At 41.4% G+C, this 19,374-nt stretch carries 14 protein-coding genes; 10 read left to right on the top strand and 4 right to left on the bottom strand.

Annotated elements, in window-relative coordinates; all coding sequences use genetic code 11:
• Nucleotides 1-43 precede the first annotated feature (43 nt).
• The 3 genes from rlmD to cysM form a co-directional block, all read right to left on the bottom strand.
• Nucleotides 44-1,588, bottom strand: a complete 1,545-nt coding sequence (gene rlmD / locus IPZ60_RS00260; RefSeq protein ID WP_194195906.1) for a 23S rRNA (uracil(1939)-C(5))-methyltransferase RlmD — start codon at nucleotides 1,586-1,588, stop codon at nucleotides 44-46.
• A 73-nt stretch (nucleotides 1,589-1,661) separates the two neighbouring features.
• Nucleotides 1,662-2,486 carry a 3'-5' exonuclease gene (locus IPZ60_RS00255; protein WP_194195905.1) on the bottom strand — a complete coding sequence of 275 codons (825 nt, stop codon included), beginning with the start codon at nucleotides 2,484-2,486 and terminating at the stop codon, nucleotides 1,662-1,664.
• Nucleotides 2,487-2,593: 107 nt separating this feature from the next.
• The gene (gene cysM, locus IPZ60_RS00250) at nucleotides 2,594-3,577 is read right to left on the bottom strand and encodes a cysteine synthase CysM (protein WP_370463012.1); all 984 of its coding nucleotides are present in this window, start codon (nucleotides 3,575-3,577) and stop codon (nucleotides 2,594-2,596) included.
• A gap of 641 nt (nucleotides 3,578-4,218) precedes the next feature.
• Between cysM and IPZ60_RS00245 the strand changes: the two genes are divergently transcribed.
• From IPZ60_RS00245 to tsf, 10 genes are all read left to right on the top strand, one after another.
• Nucleotides 4,219-7,788 (top strand): hybrid sensor histidine kinase/response regulator, encoded by a 3,570-nt coding sequence (locus IPZ60_RS00245; RefSeq protein ID WP_194195904.1) that lies wholly within the window; start codon nucleotides 4,219-4,221, stop codon nucleotides 7,786-7,788.
• A 319-nt stretch (nucleotides 7,789-8,107) separates the two neighbouring features.
• Nucleotides 8,108-8,920: a crotonase/enoyl-CoA hydratase family protein gene (locus IPZ60_RS00240; RefSeq protein ID WP_194195903.1), complete on the top strand. Its 813-nt coding sequence runs from the start codon at nucleotides 8,108-8,110 to the stop codon at nucleotides 8,918-8,920.
• A gap of 355 nt (nucleotides 8,921-9,275) precedes the next feature.
• A complete protein-coding gene (locus IPZ60_RS00235; RefSeq protein WP_194195902.1) occupies nucleotides 9,276-10,535 on the top strand; it encodes a multidrug effflux MFS transporter in 1,260 nt (419 codons plus the stop codon).
• 340 nt (nucleotides 10,536-10,875) lie between these two features.
• Nucleotides 10,876-11,754, top strand: a complete 879-nt coding sequence (locus IPZ60_RS00230) for a transporter substrate-binding domain-containing protein (protein WP_194195901.1) — start codon at nucleotides 10,876-10,878, stop codon at nucleotides 11,752-11,754.
• A 12-nt stretch (nucleotides 11,755-11,766) separates the two neighbouring features.
• Nucleotides 11,767-13,989: an ATP-binding protein gene (locus tag IPZ60_RS00225; protein ID WP_194195900.1), complete on the top strand. Its 2,223-nt coding sequence runs from the start codon at nucleotides 11,767-11,769 to the stop codon at nucleotides 13,987-13,989.
• Between the two features lie 63 nt (nucleotides 13,990-14,052).
• The gene (locus IPZ60_RS00220; RefSeq protein ID WP_194195899.1) at nucleotides 14,053-14,415 is read left to right on the top strand and encodes a response regulator; all 363 of its coding nucleotides are present in this window, start codon (nucleotides 14,053-14,055) and stop codon (nucleotides 14,413-14,415) included.
• 29 nt (nucleotides 14,416-14,444) lie between these two features.
• Nucleotides 14,445-14,894, top strand: coding sequence for a chemotaxis protein CheX (locus IPZ60_RS00215; RefSeq protein WP_194195898.1), 450 nt, complete (start codon nucleotides 14,445-14,447; stop codon nucleotides 14,892-14,894).
• Nucleotides 14,895-14,932: 38 nt separating this feature from the next.
• Entirely contained in the window at nucleotides 14,933-15,382 is a 450-nt protein-coding gene (locus tag IPZ60_RS00210) for a chemotaxis protein CheX (protein WP_194195897.1), read from the top strand.
• A gap of 409 nt (nucleotides 15,383-15,791) precedes the next feature.
• Entirely contained in the window at nucleotides 15,792-16,583 is a 792-nt protein-coding gene (rpsB, locus tag IPZ60_RS00205; RefSeq protein WP_110921724.1) for a 30S ribosomal protein S2, read from the top strand.
• Between the two features lie 388 nt (nucleotides 16,584-16,971).
• On the top strand, nucleotides 16,972-17,853 hold the full coding sequence (gene tsf / locus IPZ60_RS00200) for a translation elongation factor Ts (protein WP_194195896.1): 882 nt from the start codon (nucleotides 16,972-16,974) through the stop codon (nucleotides 17,851-17,853).
• Between the two features lie 278 nt (nucleotides 17,854-18,131).
• Here tsf and IPZ60_RS00195 read toward each other — a convergent pair whose 3' ends face one another.
• Nucleotides 18,132-18,944 carry a lytic transglycosylase domain-containing protein gene (locus IPZ60_RS00195; protein ID WP_194195895.1) on the bottom strand — a complete coding sequence of 271 codons (813 nt, stop codon included), beginning with the start codon at nucleotides 18,942-18,944 and terminating at the stop codon, nucleotides 18,132-18,134.
• Between the last annotated feature and the right edge of the window lie 430 nt (nucleotides 18,945-19,374).

Here is a 19,374-nt window from a genome sequence, read left to right as displayed (position 1 = left end):
TCTGCTGTTAATCAGGGTAAATAGCTCGATTAAAAAGAGAAGATTAAACGGCTACTTTTTCAAAGCGAGCGATTGATTCAACATGACCAGTATGGCAGAACATATCCATCACGCCAGCATGTGTCAGACGATAGCCTTGTTCTAGCAGCGCTTTGGTATCACGGGCGAGGGTCGCAGGATTACAAGAAACGTAAACGATTCGCTCAGCATTAAATTTAGGCAAATACTGCATAATCTCCCACGCACCAGAGCGCGGTGGATCAATTAGTAGCGCATCAAAGCCTTGGTTGGCCCAAGGCTTATCAGTGCAGTCATGTGTCAAATCTTGGCTATAAAACTCAGTATTGTTGATGCCATTGCGACGTGCGTTATCTGCTGCGCGTGCGGTCATGGCTTCGCTTCCTTCCACACCAACCACTGAACCTGTCTCACCAACGAGTCGCGCTAGCGGTAAGCTAAAGTTACCCAAGCCACTAAATAAATCCAGTACGCGTTCACCTGCTTTTAGGTCTAATAAATCGCAAGCGAGCTTGGTCATTTGACGATTCACAGATAGGTTAACTTGAGTGAAGTCAGTCGGGATAAATTCAAAGGTCAAATCGTACTCTGGCAGTTGGTAATACAGACGGCCAAACTGTTGGCTCATGTCATCAGCATCCGTCAAGGCAATGCGTTGGATACTATCAGCCCCTTTAGACTGTAGATATAGCTGCCAATTACGTGCCGCAAAAAATGCTTTTAGCTTTTCTACATCATCGTCTGATAATGGCTCTAAGTTGCGCACGATAAGGGCAACTGGCTGATTGCCATCTGGCAACTCAGGTATCTGCTCACCCATGGCCAATTCGAGCTGAGCAATCTTATTACGACTCTCTAATGTGCTGATCAACGCTTTTAAGTTTTCAATCTCAAAACCAATTCGTGGGTCTAAGATATGACACTCATTTAACTCTGCTAAAAAGTTGCTTGAGCGCTCACGGAAGCCAACCAAAGCCGTTTCTTTTTTGGTGACATAACGCACACCTAGACGTGCTTTGGTACGATAGCCGAGTCGATCACCAACGATTGGTGCAAGCCAGTTATCAGGCTCTACATTGGCTTGGTGCATTAGCATTTCAGCCAGTACAGATTGCTTAAAGTTGATTTGTTTTTCTGGCTGCCAATGCTGCAAGTTACAGCCACCGCAAACGCCAAAATGTGGGCACGGTGGTACGGCACGTTCAGGATTTGGGTTGGCAGTGATGCTGATTGCATCGCCTTCCTCAAAACTGGCACGGCTATTGGTTATTTTGACCAATGCGCTTTCACCTGGCAGCGCAAAACTGACAAAGATTGTTTTGCCATGCTTGTCTTCAGCATGACCATCGTCAACCCCAAAACCATTGCCATAGATAGCAACACCGCGACCATCATGCGACAATCTATCGATGGTAAAAGGAATCGGTTCTGCATCTTTTAGGCGACGACGTGTTTTTGATGATGGCTTAGATTTTTTCTTATTTGGTGGAACGACGATGGTTTGTCTATCGTTAGTTTGTGGCGCTGCGTCAGATGCTGCTATAGACGTTTTTGAATCGGTGGGTTGCATAAACCTGCCTTAATAATAAATGATAAATAACAAAGAAATAAGAGTAAAAGCGACTGCTTAGAATGCGGTGTTTTTATGATACGGGTGCAGATGACCAGTCTGCTATGAAGGCTTGATGACGTACGCTGCCATCTGCTGGGGCATATTGTACTAAATAATCATAGCTCTGCTGCTGCCAAGTATCAAAGTCTTGTGAGGATAATTGCCCTGTTAAACGCAACCAGCGCAGATAGATGAGCCACGTATTCATGACGTCAGACTCGCAATAGGTAGATAGCGCTTGCCAATTCCCATTAGTGACCAGGTCACCAACCATGCTGCCATCAATATCAGTTTTGCCGGGTAGGCCATAAAGGCTTGCGACGATGTCCATGGCTTCGCGATGGCTAGCACCGTACTGACTGAACCTATCCATCAAATCAAGATGACGAGTGTGGAAGCGGTTAGTGTAATTATCAAAGCGCATGTTTTTGATACGATCGCCTTCTTCAAATAACCATGGTGCTGACAAGTCATACTGCATGGCACGATATATCAGTACAGGGATATCAAAACCTGAACCGTTCCAACTGATCAGTTGCGGCAGTTTTTTAAGATCACTAAATGCTCGAAAGAATTTAGTGAGAATCTCTTCTTCGCTGAATTTATCTGCGGTCAACGAAAATAAAGAGAAATTACCGTCTTTGATATATAAAGCAGAAATACAGACAATACGCTGTAACGGCAGGCGCATAAAATCGTGCCCAGCTTCTTGCATGCGAAGAGCTGTCAAAGCACTTAGCGTATCTGCATCATTGAGCTCAGCCAACTGTGGATAGATACGGCGCGCCGCATCGGTATCGGCGACAGTCTCGATATTAAAGACTAGTATAGGGTCGGAAGGTCGGGCTTGTGACATAGATAATCCTGACTATTTATCAATGTATCGTTAATCCACTGTAGAAGAGGGATAGTATTAACCTCTCTTAAACTGAATCAACTATATTGAGTAGCGTTGTCTATTCGCTACTTAACTTCTAGGCTGTTATCGACATTGCTAACATCAACATCGCTGTCAACAACATTGTACAAACCCGTCGATAAGTAACGATCGCCACGATCGCATACGATAAAGGCAATAACAGCATCAGGATTTTCTTTGGCGACTTGTACCGCTGCCCATGCTGCTGCCCCTGAAGAAACACCTGCGAAGATGCCTTCGGTTTTGGCCAGTTTGCGCATATAAATCTCTGCGACACGCTGATTAATATCCATGACTTCGTCGACTAAGTCCGCATCGAAAATACCAGGCATGTAAGCAGCAGGCCAACGACGGATACCTGCAATCGCAGCTTCTTCATCAGGCTGTAAGCCAATGATTCTGATATCAGGATTTTGTTCTTTCAGGTATCGTGAGACACCTGTAATAGTACCAGTGGTGCCCATTGAGCTAATAAAATGCGTGATTTTACCCTCAGTTTGCGCCCACAGTTCAGGTCCTGTAGTGAGGTAATGCGCCTGACTATTATCAGGATTATTGAACTGATCCAATACAATGCCTTCACCCGCTGTTTGCATTTGCAGTGCTAAATCACGCGCCGCTTCTATCCCTTCATCAACCTCGATTAACGTTGCACCATAGGCAATCATTGCATCTTTACGTTCTTGGGTTGAGTTGGTTGGCATCAGTAGTGTTATTGGATAGCCACGCATCGCCGCGACCATGGCCAATGCAATACCAGTATTGCCGCTAGTCGCTTCAATCAGCATGTCACCAGGCTTGATTTCACCACGCTGTTCTGCTTGATAAATCATGTTAAAAGCAGGACGGTCTTTGACAGAGCCAGCAGGGTTATTACCCTCAAGCTTGGCCAATAACGTAGCGCCATTGGTTAGTTGCTCTGTCTCAGGTAGGCGTTGCAACTTAACCAACGGCGTTTGACCGACGCAATCAGCAAGTGTCGTCACTTGAGTAATATAGTTAGCCTTTAACATAGCCGGAGCGGACATAAAGTATCCTTATTAATTTTAAAATTGATTTTTGAATAACAATGTATTTCTTAAATATAATTTTAGTTTTTGAGTCAAGATGTTAATACGGTTACTATCAAGGTAAGCTAATGATTTAGTAGTTGATTGCATTGTGACAATCACAAAAAAATGGCAACCGGTAGAAAGTTGCGTCATTATATCATTTTGTTTTTGGCTACGCTGATGGCATCAACAGATTTTGGTAAATGAGTGGTGTCTAAAAATAGCTAGACAGCTAAAAGAGAGTTACACCATAACTATAGTCATTCCACTATAAAAGTATTACTGCGTTAACCTCGCTTGAAGTATTTAATATACATCTACACTCGGTTGCCTTGTACTACTTTTAAATTGAATCGACTATATCCGTAATTAGCCATATCACCTTCATCGATTAGAATCTATAAATGCTGTTAAAATAGCTGAAATATTTATAAAGTTTATTCTTAGGCAAAATAGCTTGCCGCTGCTATTGATATAGTCGGTTCAATATAATTTGGATACCAGGAAGCCGAGTGAAAGTACTACAAGTCGTAGACTAAGCGAGACTGACACCGTATCCAGCTTATAGAGAATTGGCGATACATAGCAAAAACCCCCCAGTAGAGAGTGACGATAGCATGGCATACAAAAAACGTTTTGATACTAGCAGTGCGTATGACCAATTAATCATATTGGTGTTTTTACCAATTTGTGTGTTGGCAGCCGTCGGCGGTATTTTGGTGTTTTATGAAACCATGCGTGCCAGTAATTCAGAGCAAGGTGTCTTGGCTGAGGCCGTGCTTATTCGTTATACACCAGTAATTGCAGATCTCATTCCTGAGTTATTAGAGCAAGAGCGAAATCAAGATATTAGCGAAATTTACGTAGGTAACACGCCGCAAACCGTCATCACAAAGCTTGAGGATATCCAAGATAAATTGGGTCGTATGCAGTCCGAGCAGCACGTACAGCGCATTGCTATTATTGATGAAAACAATCAAGTACTCGCAGCAGTCGGTTATGGATTAAATGAAGCGTGGCCTGCAATAGATACCAAAGCAAAGTTTTTATCACAAGAGTTAACACCTATTGGTACGGCTTATGGCAGTGTGCTGGGTGAGTTCGAAGGGCAAAGACTGTGGTTGCTCGTCGATATGGACAATGAGCCGCTGTATATTGCGCGTTATCGTATTGCAATGGCGCTAGTGATTACAGGTTTGTTCACTATTTTAATTCTGTTGCTCAGTTTAAATATTTATTCAAAGCGCTGGATAGCACCTATCTACGAGCTGCGATTACAGCTACAGCGCACCCATGTCGACAATCTGTATTATCCTATTCCGGTTGAATCAGATGGGGAGCTAAATCTGTTACAGCAAGATTTGGTTAGGACGTTGCGCCGCTTGCATATGAGCTTTCAGGAGCTTAAGGACCATGCTGAGCAAACCGAAGACGATTTGCGTCTAGCATTTGATGAGATGGAGATGCAAAACATCTCTATTCGTAATGCGCGTGATGCGGCCATCTCAACCAGCCAAGCCAAGTCAGCATTTCTAGCTAATATCAGCCATGAGTTGCGTACCCCCCTTAATAGTATCGATGGTTTTATCAATCTGCTGGCACGTCATGGTGAGCTGAACCCTGAGCAAGACTTGTATGTGCAAACCATACGTAAGTCTTCTGCGCATTTGCTTGCATTGGTAAATGATGTTTTGGATTTCTCCAAAATTGAAGCGGGTAAACTGGTCCTCGATCGACATGAGTTCGATCTCTATGACACCATCTATGATGTGGTTGATATGCTCTCGCCAGTCTCAGCAGAGAAAGGCTTACGCATGGCCGTGCTCTTTTATAATGATGTGCCGATGCGTATCAACGGGGACGCCCTGCGTCTCAAGCAAGTATTGACCAATATCGTGGGTAATGCGATTAAGTTCACCGATAGTGGTGATGTGGTCGTACGCGTCAGCTTGGACGATCACCGCGACAACTACTTAATGATTAGCGTACAAGACAGTGGCAAAGGCATTTCTTTAGAAGATCAGAAAATGCTGTTCCAGAGCTTTAGCCAAGGCGATCCATCCATCACTCGTCAATACGGCGGTACAGGATTGGGACTGGTCATATCTAAGCAGCTGACACGATTGATGGGCGGCGATATTGGTTTTCATGATAATGCACAAGAAAACATTGCCAATCAAGGCGCAACGTTTTGGTTTCGTATGCCAGCACATGTTGATGTGTTAGAAGCCGCTACTGGTCAGACAATTGAGCTACCAGTGTTGGCACCGCTGGCAAGTGAGACCGATGAGTTTAATGTGTTGGTATGGATCAATCATACGGCGTCTATCCAAGTCCTCAAGGCTAGCTTACAGTATTTACCGATTACCCTTACTCAAGCTAACTCATTGCCGGGTGTACTTGAATCATTAAAAGAACGCGGCAACTATTGGGATTGGGTCATCGTAGATGATGATACACAAGACGATATGATGGCGCTGCTAAAACAAATTCGCCTACATTATCAGGGCAAGCTTGCCGTGTTTGGTTATCAAGTGGCGGCTGACCAAGCATTATTAAATCGCTATCATGCCAATATACTTTATGAGCCGTTAGATAAAAGACAGCTCTATGCCATGCTAGATACGCAGAAACGCAGTGTTCCAAAAAACCTGCAAGAGCCACGTTGGAAAGGGGTGACGGTACTGGCAGTCGACGATCATCTACCTAACTTACTGGTGCTAGATGCTTTGTTGAGCGAGCTTGGTATTCAGGTGGTGACAGCGAGTAGTGGTTTTGATGCCATAGAAATTATCAGTAAGCAACAAACCAAACATACCAAATCATCGAAAAATGATAAGCAAAGCTTGTCAAATAAAACGCAGATATCTAAAGCAGAAGCTCGCGATGAGGTGAACAAAAAATCAAACAGTGCGCTTTATGAAGAAGCAAATACTGAAGATAAAGCGGCTACTCAGGATAAAGGCAGTATTGATTTAATCTTTATGGATATTCAAATGCCGCGCATGTCAGGGCATGAGGCAGCACGCCAAATTCGTAATATTGAGAGTGATGATAACCGTATTCCTATCATTGCTCTGACGGCACATGGATTGGCTGATGAGCGTGACAAGCTCATTGCCAGCGGCATCAATGACTATGTTGGTAAGCCTATTAGCCAACCGCAGTTACTGCAAGTGCTACAGAAATGGCTTGGGCGTACAACAACATCAGAATCGATGCTGCTACCTGACACCGATTTACAAAGTATTGGTTTGAATGAAAGCGATTTGTCAGAACAGGGCTTAGGCGCTATCGATCCGGTAATCGGTCACTCGATAAGCAATAATGCTCAATCTAGCGATTGGCAAAATAGGGAGATTGAAAACCAGTCAACTTGGCCTGCTGATTCGACCGTTATGACTGGTCCCATGTCAAAAAGTCATGAGATTACTAGAGATGGCGTATCTGATAGCATAAATCCGCAAAAGATTACGCGTCCTTTATCATTGAAGAAAATTCGTGATGACTACCTGCGAGATAGTCAGCCTCGTGACGATCATAGACGAGAACCACCGCGTGAGACTCAGCCTCGTTATGAAGGATTACACTTAAACAAACATGGACAAGTACCACTACTATCTGCACCAAATAAACTGACAGGTAGTTCCCATGATGAAGTAAGCGCTCGTACAGATTCGGCAGCATATGAACAAAGCAGAAAGGGTCTAGACGGCAGTAATTATCCCAGTAAACATAACCTACATGATGGTCATGTTGGGGCTAACGATATTGACGCTTCAAATATTCTAGATTGGCAAGACGCGCTCAATCGCTCAGCGAATAAACCTGATTTGGCTGCCAAGCTCATTATTATGATGCTTGACACCATAAATGATGAAAGGCAGGCATTAACTCAGGCATGGGAAACAGGGGATCGCAACATGCTGGCGCAAATTGCCCATCGCATATTAGGTGGCAGTCGTTATACAGGGGTACCGCAGTTACGTCAGGCTAGTCAAGATCTAGAAGATAAATGCTTATTAAATGTACAGCATACCACTCCCGCCCAGTTTGCTATGCTTGAGCCGTATTATGAGGCGTTAATAACAGCGTTAAATAATTTGCAGATGTTAGATTTATCTGGCTATCCTCAGCTTAATTATCATCGTTTAAGTGAAAATGATATGACGTGGAAGATGATTTAATCAAATAATAAGATAGGTCATTAATTATAAAGTCTGTGGTTTTTTGATGAATGATTTGTTGATAGCTCCTGAGCGTTTTCTATATGACTCTTTACATATATAGTCGGTTTAATATAGTTTGGCTACCAGGAAAGCGAGTGAAAGTGCTACAAGTAGCAGACTAAACGAGACTGTTATCGTATCTAATATATGGAGGATTGAATATAGTACCGTCGCAGTCAGTTATTGCTGCGGTAGGGTAGAGATAAGCCTGTTAATATTGAGATCTGTTGAACATTAAAATATTAGCGCTATATTTTATTCATTAATAAGGATTGTTATGAGCCCAATTGCAACTGATCAATATGAGACCTTAAAAGTTGATATCACTGATAATATAGTCACGGTGACTCTGAATCGCCCACACAAAAAAAACGCCATGAGCTTCAAAGTTGTCAGTGAATTGATAGCATTGGCAGACCGTATTAGCAAAGATAAAATAATACGAGCGGTTATTTTAAATGGTGCAGAAGGCACATTCTGTGCAGGTATAGATTTAGGTGATTTAAACCATCCGAAAAACAAAGCATTTGCATTTTGGGAACTCATAAAACCATGGCAAAGTTCCTTCCAACGCGTTTGTCTTGCTTGGCGCGATGTGCCCGTACCAGTGATTGCCGTATTAGAAGGTTATTGTATTGGTGCAGGGCTGCAATTGGCGCTGGCTTGTGATGTGCGCATCAGCCATCCTGATTGTCAGCTGTCTATTATGGAAGCTAAGTGGGGCTTAGTTCCAGATATGGGCTTGACCCAATCAGCGTTTGGCGTGGTAAGAGAGGATGTACTTAAAGAGTTGGCCATGAGTGCCCGTGTTATCGATGCTAATGAAGGCAAAACATTAGGGCTTGTCAGTCATTGTAGCGAGACACCACTTGAGCAGGCTCAGCAGCTTGCCGCTGAATTTGCAGAGCGCTCTCCTGATGCCGTACTAGCCAGTAAGCGCATTATTAATGCTATGCATCAGCAGCCAGCGACAACTTTATATAAAGAAAAAGTATGGCAGCTCAAAATGATGCTCGGCCAAAACCGCAAACTTGCGCTCAGAAAAGCTAAGCAAGCCAGTACTGCATTTGGCAAACGTCAGTTTCGCTAAACGATTTTTTATTGAATAAATCATTGTTTATATTTTAGGTATTCATTATATAGTCGATTCAATTTAAAAGTAGTACTAGGCAACCAAGTGTAGAGGTATATTAAATACGTCAAGCGAGGTTAATGCAGTAACACTTTTATAGTGGAATGATTATAGTGATTAGCGATTGTTTTATTAACATTATACTACTATTGAAATACAAGCAGATGGTGCGATATAGCACTGTCTGTTTGTACAGTTGTATGTAACTATACACTATTGTTGTTAATGGTCTTTGCTGTCAGTATTAAGTAAGGGCTAAAACAGTGGAAGTATGAATAATAAAATAAAAATCACTATATAAAATGGCCTAAATATGTCTGCTCAAAAATCTTCCCTGCCTAACAAACCTATCGCTTCTGAGCGCGTACGCTCTGCTGATTTGCCCGTGGCATGGATTATGATGCTCGGACTTATCGTCGCGGTAGGGCCACTGTCTATCGATATGTATCTGCCAGCACTACCGTCAATGGCAGATGACTTCGGTGTTTCCACTGCCTTTATGGCCAACTCTGTCCCAGCCTATTTTTTGGGTTTGGTGTTTGGTCAGCTGTTTTACGGGCCGTTTAGTGATCGTGTTGGTCGAGTAAAGCCGTTATATATAGGCATGACGTTATATGTCATCGCCTCAATCGTCTGTGCGACCACTGATAATGAGTATGTATTATTTGTTGGGCGTACGATGCAGGCACTTGGTGCTTGCGTTGGAGCGGTGGTTACTCGTGCAGCGATTCGTGACCGTCTGACGGCCAAACAAACAGCAAAAGCATTTTCTATTATGATTTTGGTGATGGGGTTGGCGCCAATATTAGCACCATCGCTAGGGGCATTATTTTTACAGTTTTTTAGCTGGCACTCTATTTTTTGGTTTTTGGCAGCTTTTGGCACGCTGAATTTACTACTCACTAAGTTTTTCTTTTTTGAAACACTGACTGAAGAAAATCGAAATGTACGCCCTGCAAAAGAAGTGCTTAGTCAGTACTGGGACTTATTAAAAGACAAAACATTTAATTATCCAGCGATTGGTGGTGGTTTGCTGATGGGAGCCATGTTTGTCTACATTAGCTCAGCTTCTGAGTTGATTATGGATACTTATGGCGTATCAGCGACGCATTTTGGTTGGTTGTTTGGTATGAATGCGGCGGGCTTTGTGGGTCTTACCCAGCTGAACCAATGGTTGACCAATCGCTTTCGCATTCTAAGTATTTTACGCTTTGGTGCGATGATGCAGGTTATTTCTGCGGGCGTGCTTTTCGTCATAGGACTATTCTTAGGGACAGATGCTTGGTTGCCATTAGTGCTGGCCTGTATTTTCTTCTGTATCTCAGGGTTAGGTTTGACGCAGCCAAATGCCTCTGCTATTGCACTTGCTTTCCAAAAGCGCCGTGCTGGTATGGCAAGTGCACTGCAAGGCTCATTGATGTTCTCAGTTGGTATTTTTGGCGGATTACTATTAAATTTATTTCCGGTCAATCCAGTCCTGAAAATCGGTATTGCCATGTTTGCATTAATGGGTCTTGGTTGTTTCTTGATTTGGCAAATCGATCGTAACTTAAACTTGGATGATGCTGAGTAAGCTAAAAGTTTAAATTTTTTGCGTTATATCTCAAAAAGCACTGATATAGATATCCTATATCAGTGCTTTTTTTTGTTTATTTTACTGCTTGAGCAAAAAATATTTAATATTTGTAATTAGACAATGAGAAAGTTTAATGAGTTTATTTATAATATATTTACATTTTGTTATATATAACAAATTATTAACAATTTCTAAACATAGTTATTGCAATCATAAATTTAGATAAGTATTATCAGTACGTAAGTTTCTGTAAGTAAATATTACGAATATATTGTATAACCTTGCTAAATTATTTTTCACTGAAATGTATAACAACGTTAAGCGTAAAGGGTAGATTATGATGCAGTTATATCGAGTGTTACCAGTTGTATTGAGTGTCGGCCTATTTGGCTGTGGTAACTCTTCCACTCAAGAAAATACTAATTCTACTGGTACACCAGTAACGGAAAGTAAGGATAACTTTGTTAGTAGTCTGCCTGATACAGCGCCAACATTAAAGGTTGCGATGACTGGTGATTTACCACCTTTCTCATTTCAAGATGATTATGGAAATATGCAAGGCACTGACGTTGACTCTATTAGAGCTATTGGGGAAGAGCAAGGCTTTAAAGTCGAGTTTTATAAAGAAACTTGGCAAGATATGTTCGACAGTGTCGAGTCAGGAAAGCGTGACCTAGCGATCTCAGGCATCTCTTATAAAGATGATCGCGCAGTAAGATATGGATTATCAACGCCTTATTTCTTCAATCCAGCGACTATTATGTATTTAGAAGGTAAGTTTGATATCAAGGGTTTAGACGATATCAAAGGCTTGAAGACAGGTACGCTAGAAGGATCTAAAGAAGAAGATACTCTAAAAGAAATGGGTAGCTCAGTTGAGCTAGTCTCAAGATCTACGGCATTTTTGGCTTACCAAGATTTGATACAGGGTAATACTGATGTTTTCTTATACGACATGCCAGTCTTACAATATATTGTAAAAGGTTATCCAGAGCACAAAGTTACGATCGTACCTTACGAAGCTGCAGATGCGCCTTCAGCACAGCAAGTAGTGTTAATGGCAAAAGAAAATACTAAGCTCATTAAGACCGTGAACGAAGGTATTGCCAAGCTTAAAGAAAAAGGAACATTTAAAGAGATTGAAGAGCGCTGGTTAGGTGAAGCCGACCCTGCTGATAAAGACACCTCTGACATCACTAATAAGCAATTGAACTAAGGAATTTTGAAGATGGCAACTATCTCGAATGTTGACAACAAGCGCTATCAAGGTCTGATTGTTTCGATTGCACTGTTTTTATCTCTAATCGGTGCTTTGTTAGCCTTTACTTTTTATACTTCAAGTTTATTAGAAAGAAACACCGCTCTAATTGATCAAACCAACCAAGTTGCTAATAGTGCACAGGCGGTAATTAAAGATCTTTTTGATTTAGATAACAGTTATGGTGAGGATACCAATTCTCCACATATACAACGTTCCCTAAGCCGTTTGGAGCAAAATACTGCGTTAATTACTGGCTCTTTGTCTGCTATCGAGCAAGGTGGAACGATTACTGACGCTGATGGCAAAAGCTATGATTTGCCAAATATTGACAGCAATGCACAAGTAAATATTGCAGCAGCTGATGAGCAGTGGAAAGCATTAGAGCCTAAGATTCAGACATACCTAAAAGATGCTGATAATATCATGGTGTCCTCAGAAGATGATCTGGCTCAAGCAGTTGAGCAAGCAAAAACGTCAAGTTTATTTATCAATGACTCTTTAGATAATCTAACCAAAGACGTGTTTAATAGTGCAGAACGCCAAGCAACGACGATTCGATTGATTCAGCTACTTGGTGTTGCTGCTATTTTCACATACTTCTTAATCTTCGTATTCTTCTTTGTACGTCGTTTGCGTGAAACGGATGCTGAAGCATTCGCTGCTCGTCGCGAAACGCAAGAAATTATGGAAACGGTAAGTACAGGTCTATTCTTGCTTGATAAAGATCTGAATATTGGTCAACAGCATTCTAAAGCATTAAATGACATTATCGGTTCTGATCAGTTATCAGGAGAGAACTTTACGAATGTCTTGCGTGGCCGTATTTCTGATAAAGATTTGAAGACCACACAGCAATTCATTGAGCAGCTCTATAATCCACGAGTCAAAGAAAAGCTGGTGAATTCTCTCAATCCTTTGCATAAGGTGATGTTGCATAATGCGTCTGGAAGTAAAGCACAGAATAATCGTTTCTTAGATTTTAAGTTTTCACGTGTTTATGACGATAAAGACATTGCCCGTATTTTGGTCAACGTCAATGATGTATCAGATGCCGTTTACTTAGAGCAGCGTCTAGAGAAAGAGCGCTCACAAAATGATATGCAAATTGAGATGTTAACCACTATCTTGAATGTAAATCCGAAGATTATTAATGAGTTCATTGTTAATACTCAGATGCATATCGACAAAATGAATAATATCTTGAAAAACCCTGGTAGCTCACAATACGAGCTTGAAGGAAAATTAAAAGCTATCTATCGCGAAATGCATAGTTTAAAAGGTGAGGCGTCTGCGTTAAAACTACACAGCTTTACGAAGATTGCGTCTGATGCGGAAGATAAACTGCACGCATTACAGAACCAAGGCCAGCTTTCTGGTAATGATTTCTTACCATTGGCAGTACATTTAGATGACTTATTAAGCCTGTCAAATACCATCGCGACGTTAGGTGAGCGTATCAACCGCTCAGCACCGAAGACGTCACAGCCTGTAGAAGAAGCACCTGTATTAGGTGATGATATTGCAAAAAATAGCACACCAAAAACAGTCATGGTTGAGACGTCAATAATATCAAACGATTCAATCGGTAATGTAGATATCGATGGTGGTCAGGATATCGATCTAGATAGTGACGAGGATGATAGTCTTTTGTCTTTTTATGAAGCGTTCGTAAAAGATATTGCCGAAAGACAAGGTAAGCAAGTGCAAATAAAGAGTAGTACACTGGCGCAAGTGCACATACCAGAACGTATAGCAAAGCCATTCAAAGAAATGAGTATTCAGCTACTACGTAATGCTGTGGTGCATGGCATCGAAGCACCAACGGTTCGTCATTCGACTGGTAAGGCTGAAGTAGGAACCATTGATCTAGAAGTACAAAATAATGATTCGAACTTCATGCTGATTGTACAAGATGATGGTCAAGGTATTGATTATGATAGCATTCGTACTAAATTGAGCGCAGAGGGTCGTTTCAGTGTTGAAGACGCCAATAAGTTGACTAAGGGTCAGTTGCTTAAGCAGCTATTTTCTTCGGGATTTTCTACCAAAGATGATGCAGATGAAGATGGCGGGCGCGGTGTCGGTCTTGATATTATCAAAGCGAAAGTAAAAGATTACGATGGTAAGCTTAATGTGAATAGTGAACTGGGTCAGATGACGCGGTTTGTTATTACATTGCCTAAAGCTTAATTAAAAACAGCAGGTTCTATTGTCAGGGACGACAAGCACTTCATTAAAGGTAATAGATTAGTTATGCATAAGTTAATGATTGTTGATGATTCAAATATTATTAGAAATCGTATTCAGCGCGCATACGATTCAGGGCAGTTTATGCTGGTTGCTACAGCGACCAGTGGTGTACAAGCCATAGAGAAGTTTAATATTCATCGTCCTGATGTAATCACGATGGACTTGACCATGCCACAAATGGATGGACTCGAATGCATTGAAAAAATTATTGAGATTGATCCGGATGTACGTATTTTGGTAGTGTCAGCACTATCTGACAAAGCCACTGGTATTGAAGCATTGTCGTTGGGTGCCAGTGGGTTTTTGTGCAAGCCTTTTTCCGAAGAAGAGCTTGTAGAGTCTTTGTATGAATTGATGCAAGACTAAACCCTTTAACGACTTAAGTAGATGTTATTATGAAAGAACAAAAGCTACAGATTTTTCTAAGTATTATTACTAACTATTTTAATCAGTTTGGGGGCGATGATCTTATCGCTGATACCCCATATTTATTAGAGAACAAACAACCAAAAGTTCATGATTATACGGGCGTCATCGGTATATCAGGTGGGCAAAAAGGCGTGGTGTATTTTTCGGCAACCCGTCAGTTATTGTCCTCGATATTGGATAGTATGGGTGAAACGGACAAAAGCGATGAGAATTATATAGATTTGGCTGGCGAAGTGGCCAATACTATCGCAGGTAATGCGCGCAAAGAGTTTGGCTCAGAGTTTCATATCTCTGTACCACTTGTGTTTAAAGGCTCTCCGCAAAGTATTGTGTTGCCAAGCAACGAGCGTTCCTTTATTATCCCCATCACTTGGCACTCACAAGTTGGCGAGATTGTGGTTTGTTTGCAAGATTAACGACACTGCCGCGTAATAAAGACGGATATTAATATATTATGGTTAAAGTAGAAAAACTAGGTGTGTTTCTTAGCTCGATCAATGCGTTTTTTGCACAGATTGATGGCTCGGAAGTATCTATTGATACCCCTTATTTAAATCATAACAGAAGTGCTATTGGTTATGATTATAGTGGTGTGATTGAAATATCTGGCCCTCTCGAAGGCTGCGTGTACGTGAGTGCGCCAAGCGTAATGTTGCGAGAGGTGTTAAAAGTGATGGAAGAGCCTGATTCCTCAATCGCGATGATGAAAGATTTGCTAGGTGAAATGGCCAATACAATTTCAGGTAATGCTCGTACAGAGTTTGGTGCGGAGTTTATTATTTCTCCACCCCATATTGTAGAAAGTGCGCCTAGCGTGTCTTATTTACCTAAAGACCGTCAAAGCTATGTGACGCCATTTACTTGGCGTGGTCATAAAGCTGTGATAGGTATTTGTATTGCATAACTTAATGTAGCGCAAATCATATACAACCAAAATAATAATTAAAAATCGACACATCTGTGTCGCTTTTTTTGTCTATTAATATGGTGATATCTCACTTTTACTTTACGGGGTTATAATGATAAATTACTGGCGATTACAGTAAGTTATATGATAAAATACTGCGCAGCTATTTTATAATTTGATTTATAGTTTAGGTTTGAGGGTATTTCTGAAATCTGATCATAGCTTCTTTTTTAAACCAACCAATGACACACACATCATGGCAAAGAATTGCTGGGTGTTTGGCGACTTGATTAATTTGCAAAAAAGTTAGTGTTGTCTCAATAAGCATTAACCGTTAGCAGATGCGTATCGCTAAATAGGCAGTTTTTGTGATGTGGAGGCATAACCCAACCAATAGGAATTTCACATGGCTACAAAGAATCCAACCAAAATCGAAATGCGCGACTTACTACAAGCCGGCGCTCACTTTGGTCACCAAACACGTTTTTGGAACCCAAAAATGGGACCATACATCTTTGGTGCACGTAACAAGATTCACATCATCAACTTAGAGCACACAGTAAAAGCGTTTAACGAAGCATTGACTTACGTAAACGGCCTAGCTGCTAAGAAAAACAAAGTATTGTTTGTTGGTACTAAACGCGCTGCAAGCGGCATCATCCGTGAGCAAGCTGCTCGCGCTGGCATGCCATACGTTGACCATCGCTGGTTAGGTGGTATGTTGACTAACTGGAAAACTCTACGCCAGTCAATCAATCGTCTAAAAGAGCTTGAGAAGCAAGCAGAAGACGGTACTTTCGCTAAGTTAACTAAGCGTGAAGCGTTAGAGCGTACTCGCGATATGGAAAAACTTGAGCGTTCACTAGGCGGTATTAAAGACATGGGCGGCCTACCTGACGCAATCTTTGTTGTAGACGTAGATCATGAAGCGATCGCTATCAAAGAAGCTAAAAACCTAGGTATCCCAGTTATCGGTATCGTTGATACTAACTCTAGCCCAGATAACGTTGATTACATCATTCCAGCTAACGATGATGCTATCCGTGCTGTGACTTTGTATGTTACTTCTATGGCTGACTCTATCATTGCTGGTAAAGAATACGCACAAACTCAAGCTGGCGGCAAAGCTGAGCAAGAAGCACCTGCTGCTACTGAAGAAGCTCCAGCTGCAGAAGAAGCTGCTACTCCAGCAGAATAAATAGCTGACCCGAAGGGTTTAATGTTGTAAGGATAACTTGATAGTACCGCTATCAGCATCCATATAATGTTATTAACAGCGTACAAGCTTACAATAGGCATGATGTAGTTTTACTCGTCATGCCTTGTTGTTGATGGATAGCTCATTAATAGACGAGTATTATCGTCTATACCTTCTGTCGCTATATACAGTTCCTGTGATAACGACATAACGAACGCTTTCCTCACGACAAGAGCGACATCGTACAACTTGATTGTATAGTTAGATAGTAAAGCAACATCAGCAAAAGTTAAGCACGATAGTTGAATTCAAATAATTCTGATACAACGATGTAGCGGGTTTATATGGACTTAACTGTACCTCACATAACAATACTAAGGTGACTCTTATGTCAGAAGTAAAAGTATCTGCCAAAATGGTAAAAGAATTGCGTGACCGTACTGGTCTTGGCATGATGGAATGTAAAAAAGCGTTAGAAGAATCAAACGGCGATGTTGAAACTGCCATTGATAACTTGCGTAAATCTGGTCAAGCTAAAGCAGCTAAAAAAGCGGGTAACATCGCAGCTGACGGCGCAATCATCATCGCTCAAGGCGAAAACAAAGCATTCTTGTTAGAAGTTAACTGTCAGACTGACTTCGTTGCAAAAGACGAAAACTTCAATGCATTTGCAGAGCAAGTAGCTAGCATCGCTCTAGAAAACAACGAGACTAATGTTGCTGCTATCGCTGAATTACCATATGGTAATGGCCAAAGCGTTGAAGAAGCACGTGTATCACTAGTACAAAAAATCGGTGAGAACATTCAGATCCGCCGTGTTGAAGTACTTGAAGGTGCAAACATCGCTGCATACCGTCATGGTCTACGTATCGGTGTAGTGGTTTCTTTCGAAGGCGGCGCTGCAGACACTGGTAAGAACCTTGCCATGCATATCGCTGCATTCAACCCTGTTGCGGTTGATGACGAAGACGTTGCTGCTGATTTGTTAGCACGTGAAAAAGACATCATCGAAGCGAAAGCTCGTGAGTCTGGCAAGCCTGACAACATCGTTGAAAAAATGATCGAAGGTGGCTTACGTAAGTACCTAGAAGAAGTTACTTTATTGCGTCAGCCGTACGTTATGGACAACGATAAAAAAGTTGGTGACGTATTAAAAGCTGAAGGCGTAAAAGTACTTGGTTTCAAACGTCTAGAAGTTGGCGAAGGCATCGAGAAGAAGCAAGAGGATTTTGCTGCTGAAGTTGCGGCTACCCAAGCAGCTAACAAGTAAGTTTTTACATTGGGAATGACTATGTATGTGGAGTAAAATTTTACTCAGCATTCGTAGTCTGACTCTATCACCTATATTATAAGAGGTATAGCCAAATCCATATAAATCCGCTACATCGTCATCCTCGCTAACCATACTAATGTATAGCTTGCACTCGGTTTCCTTGTATCGAAATTATTTGAATTCAACTATAAGATAGAGTCTCCAAGTATAAAAAAGCCCGTTAATCAATTAACGGGCTTTTTTATGTCTGACTCTTTGTACATCATATTTATCGTTTAACGTAAGGCAGCATAAGCAGAATTGGTATAACTGGCATTGTTACTACTGGTGCCATAACTGACATTTTTTAGACCCCCGCTCGTATTATTATTTTGGTTGCTAGCGCTCATACTCGCACCAGACAGCCCTGAGTCATTTTTATATAAGCTATGGTAGCGACTCATGACTTTTTTAACATAGTTCTGTGTTTCTTTAAAAGGAGGGATGCCACCATATTTATCGACGTTTCCTTCACCCGCATTATAGCCTGCGACTGCATACTCAATTCTATTGTCAAAACGGCGCATGAGCCAAGCGATATATTTGGCTGAGCCTTCAATATTATCAGCAGGGTTCCAAGGGTTACTCACTTTGAAACGGCGAGCTGTCGCTGGCATAAGCTGCATCAGACCTTGGGCACCGACTGGTGAACGCGCGTTTGGATTAAAAGCTGATTCTGTATGCATCATTGCTTTCATGAGGGCAGGATCTACGCCATGACGTTGGGCAGAGTCACGAATATAGCTATCATAAGCGTTGCGGGTGCCACTGTTGCTAGCAGCGCTGCTACCGTAATCATTATTGCTGCTATAACCGTTATTACTGCCATCATACAACTTAGAGCTTTTGTAGTAATTAACCTGCACTTTTTTAGTAAATTGATCAAAATTACCACTGGGATTGACGTTAGTCATTAATACTTTCCCACTTTTATCCTTATAAATCGTTATGTTCTCAGCTTGAGCATGAACGGATAAAGTTGATAGAACAACAGTGGTCAAAAAAATAGGAGACAAGCAGCGAGTCACTAAGGTTGCAACGTTTATCATAGGGTTATCACTTTTTATCGAGTAATAGCAAATTACTTTGCCTATAGGCGCTTCGTTTTTCGCATTTAAGCGGTTATTGGGCTTGTCGGATTTTATAGCTATAAGGAATATAGCAACCTAGAAAAACCACGTTTAACTAGAAACCACTCGTAATAGATACAAAAAATAATAGTTGTTTACTATAGCATACAATAACTTTTCAACGCATAGGATTGTCAAAATAAGATGTAAAAATAGAGGTTATATCTTGGGATAACTTTAGAAAAATCAATATGCTATGATTTTTTATTTTAAGCAAGTAGGTCAGTATTTATATCGCTTTATACCCATGAAAAATTGGCCCTAAAAGACCGCTCAGATAATTTGAGCAATGGACTGCTGAGCAAGAGACTGCTGAGCAAGAGACTTTTGAGAAAGGAGCTATAGTCAT

The sequence above is a fragment of the Psychrobacter sp. NG25 genome (genome assembly GCF_015234355.1).
GTDB lineage: Bacteria > Pseudomonadota > Gammaproteobacteria > Pseudomonadales > Moraxellaceae > Psychrobacter.
The sequence above is the reverse complement of the archived record's forward strand: the minus strand, read 5'-3'. Positions and strand labels throughout refer to the sequence as shown.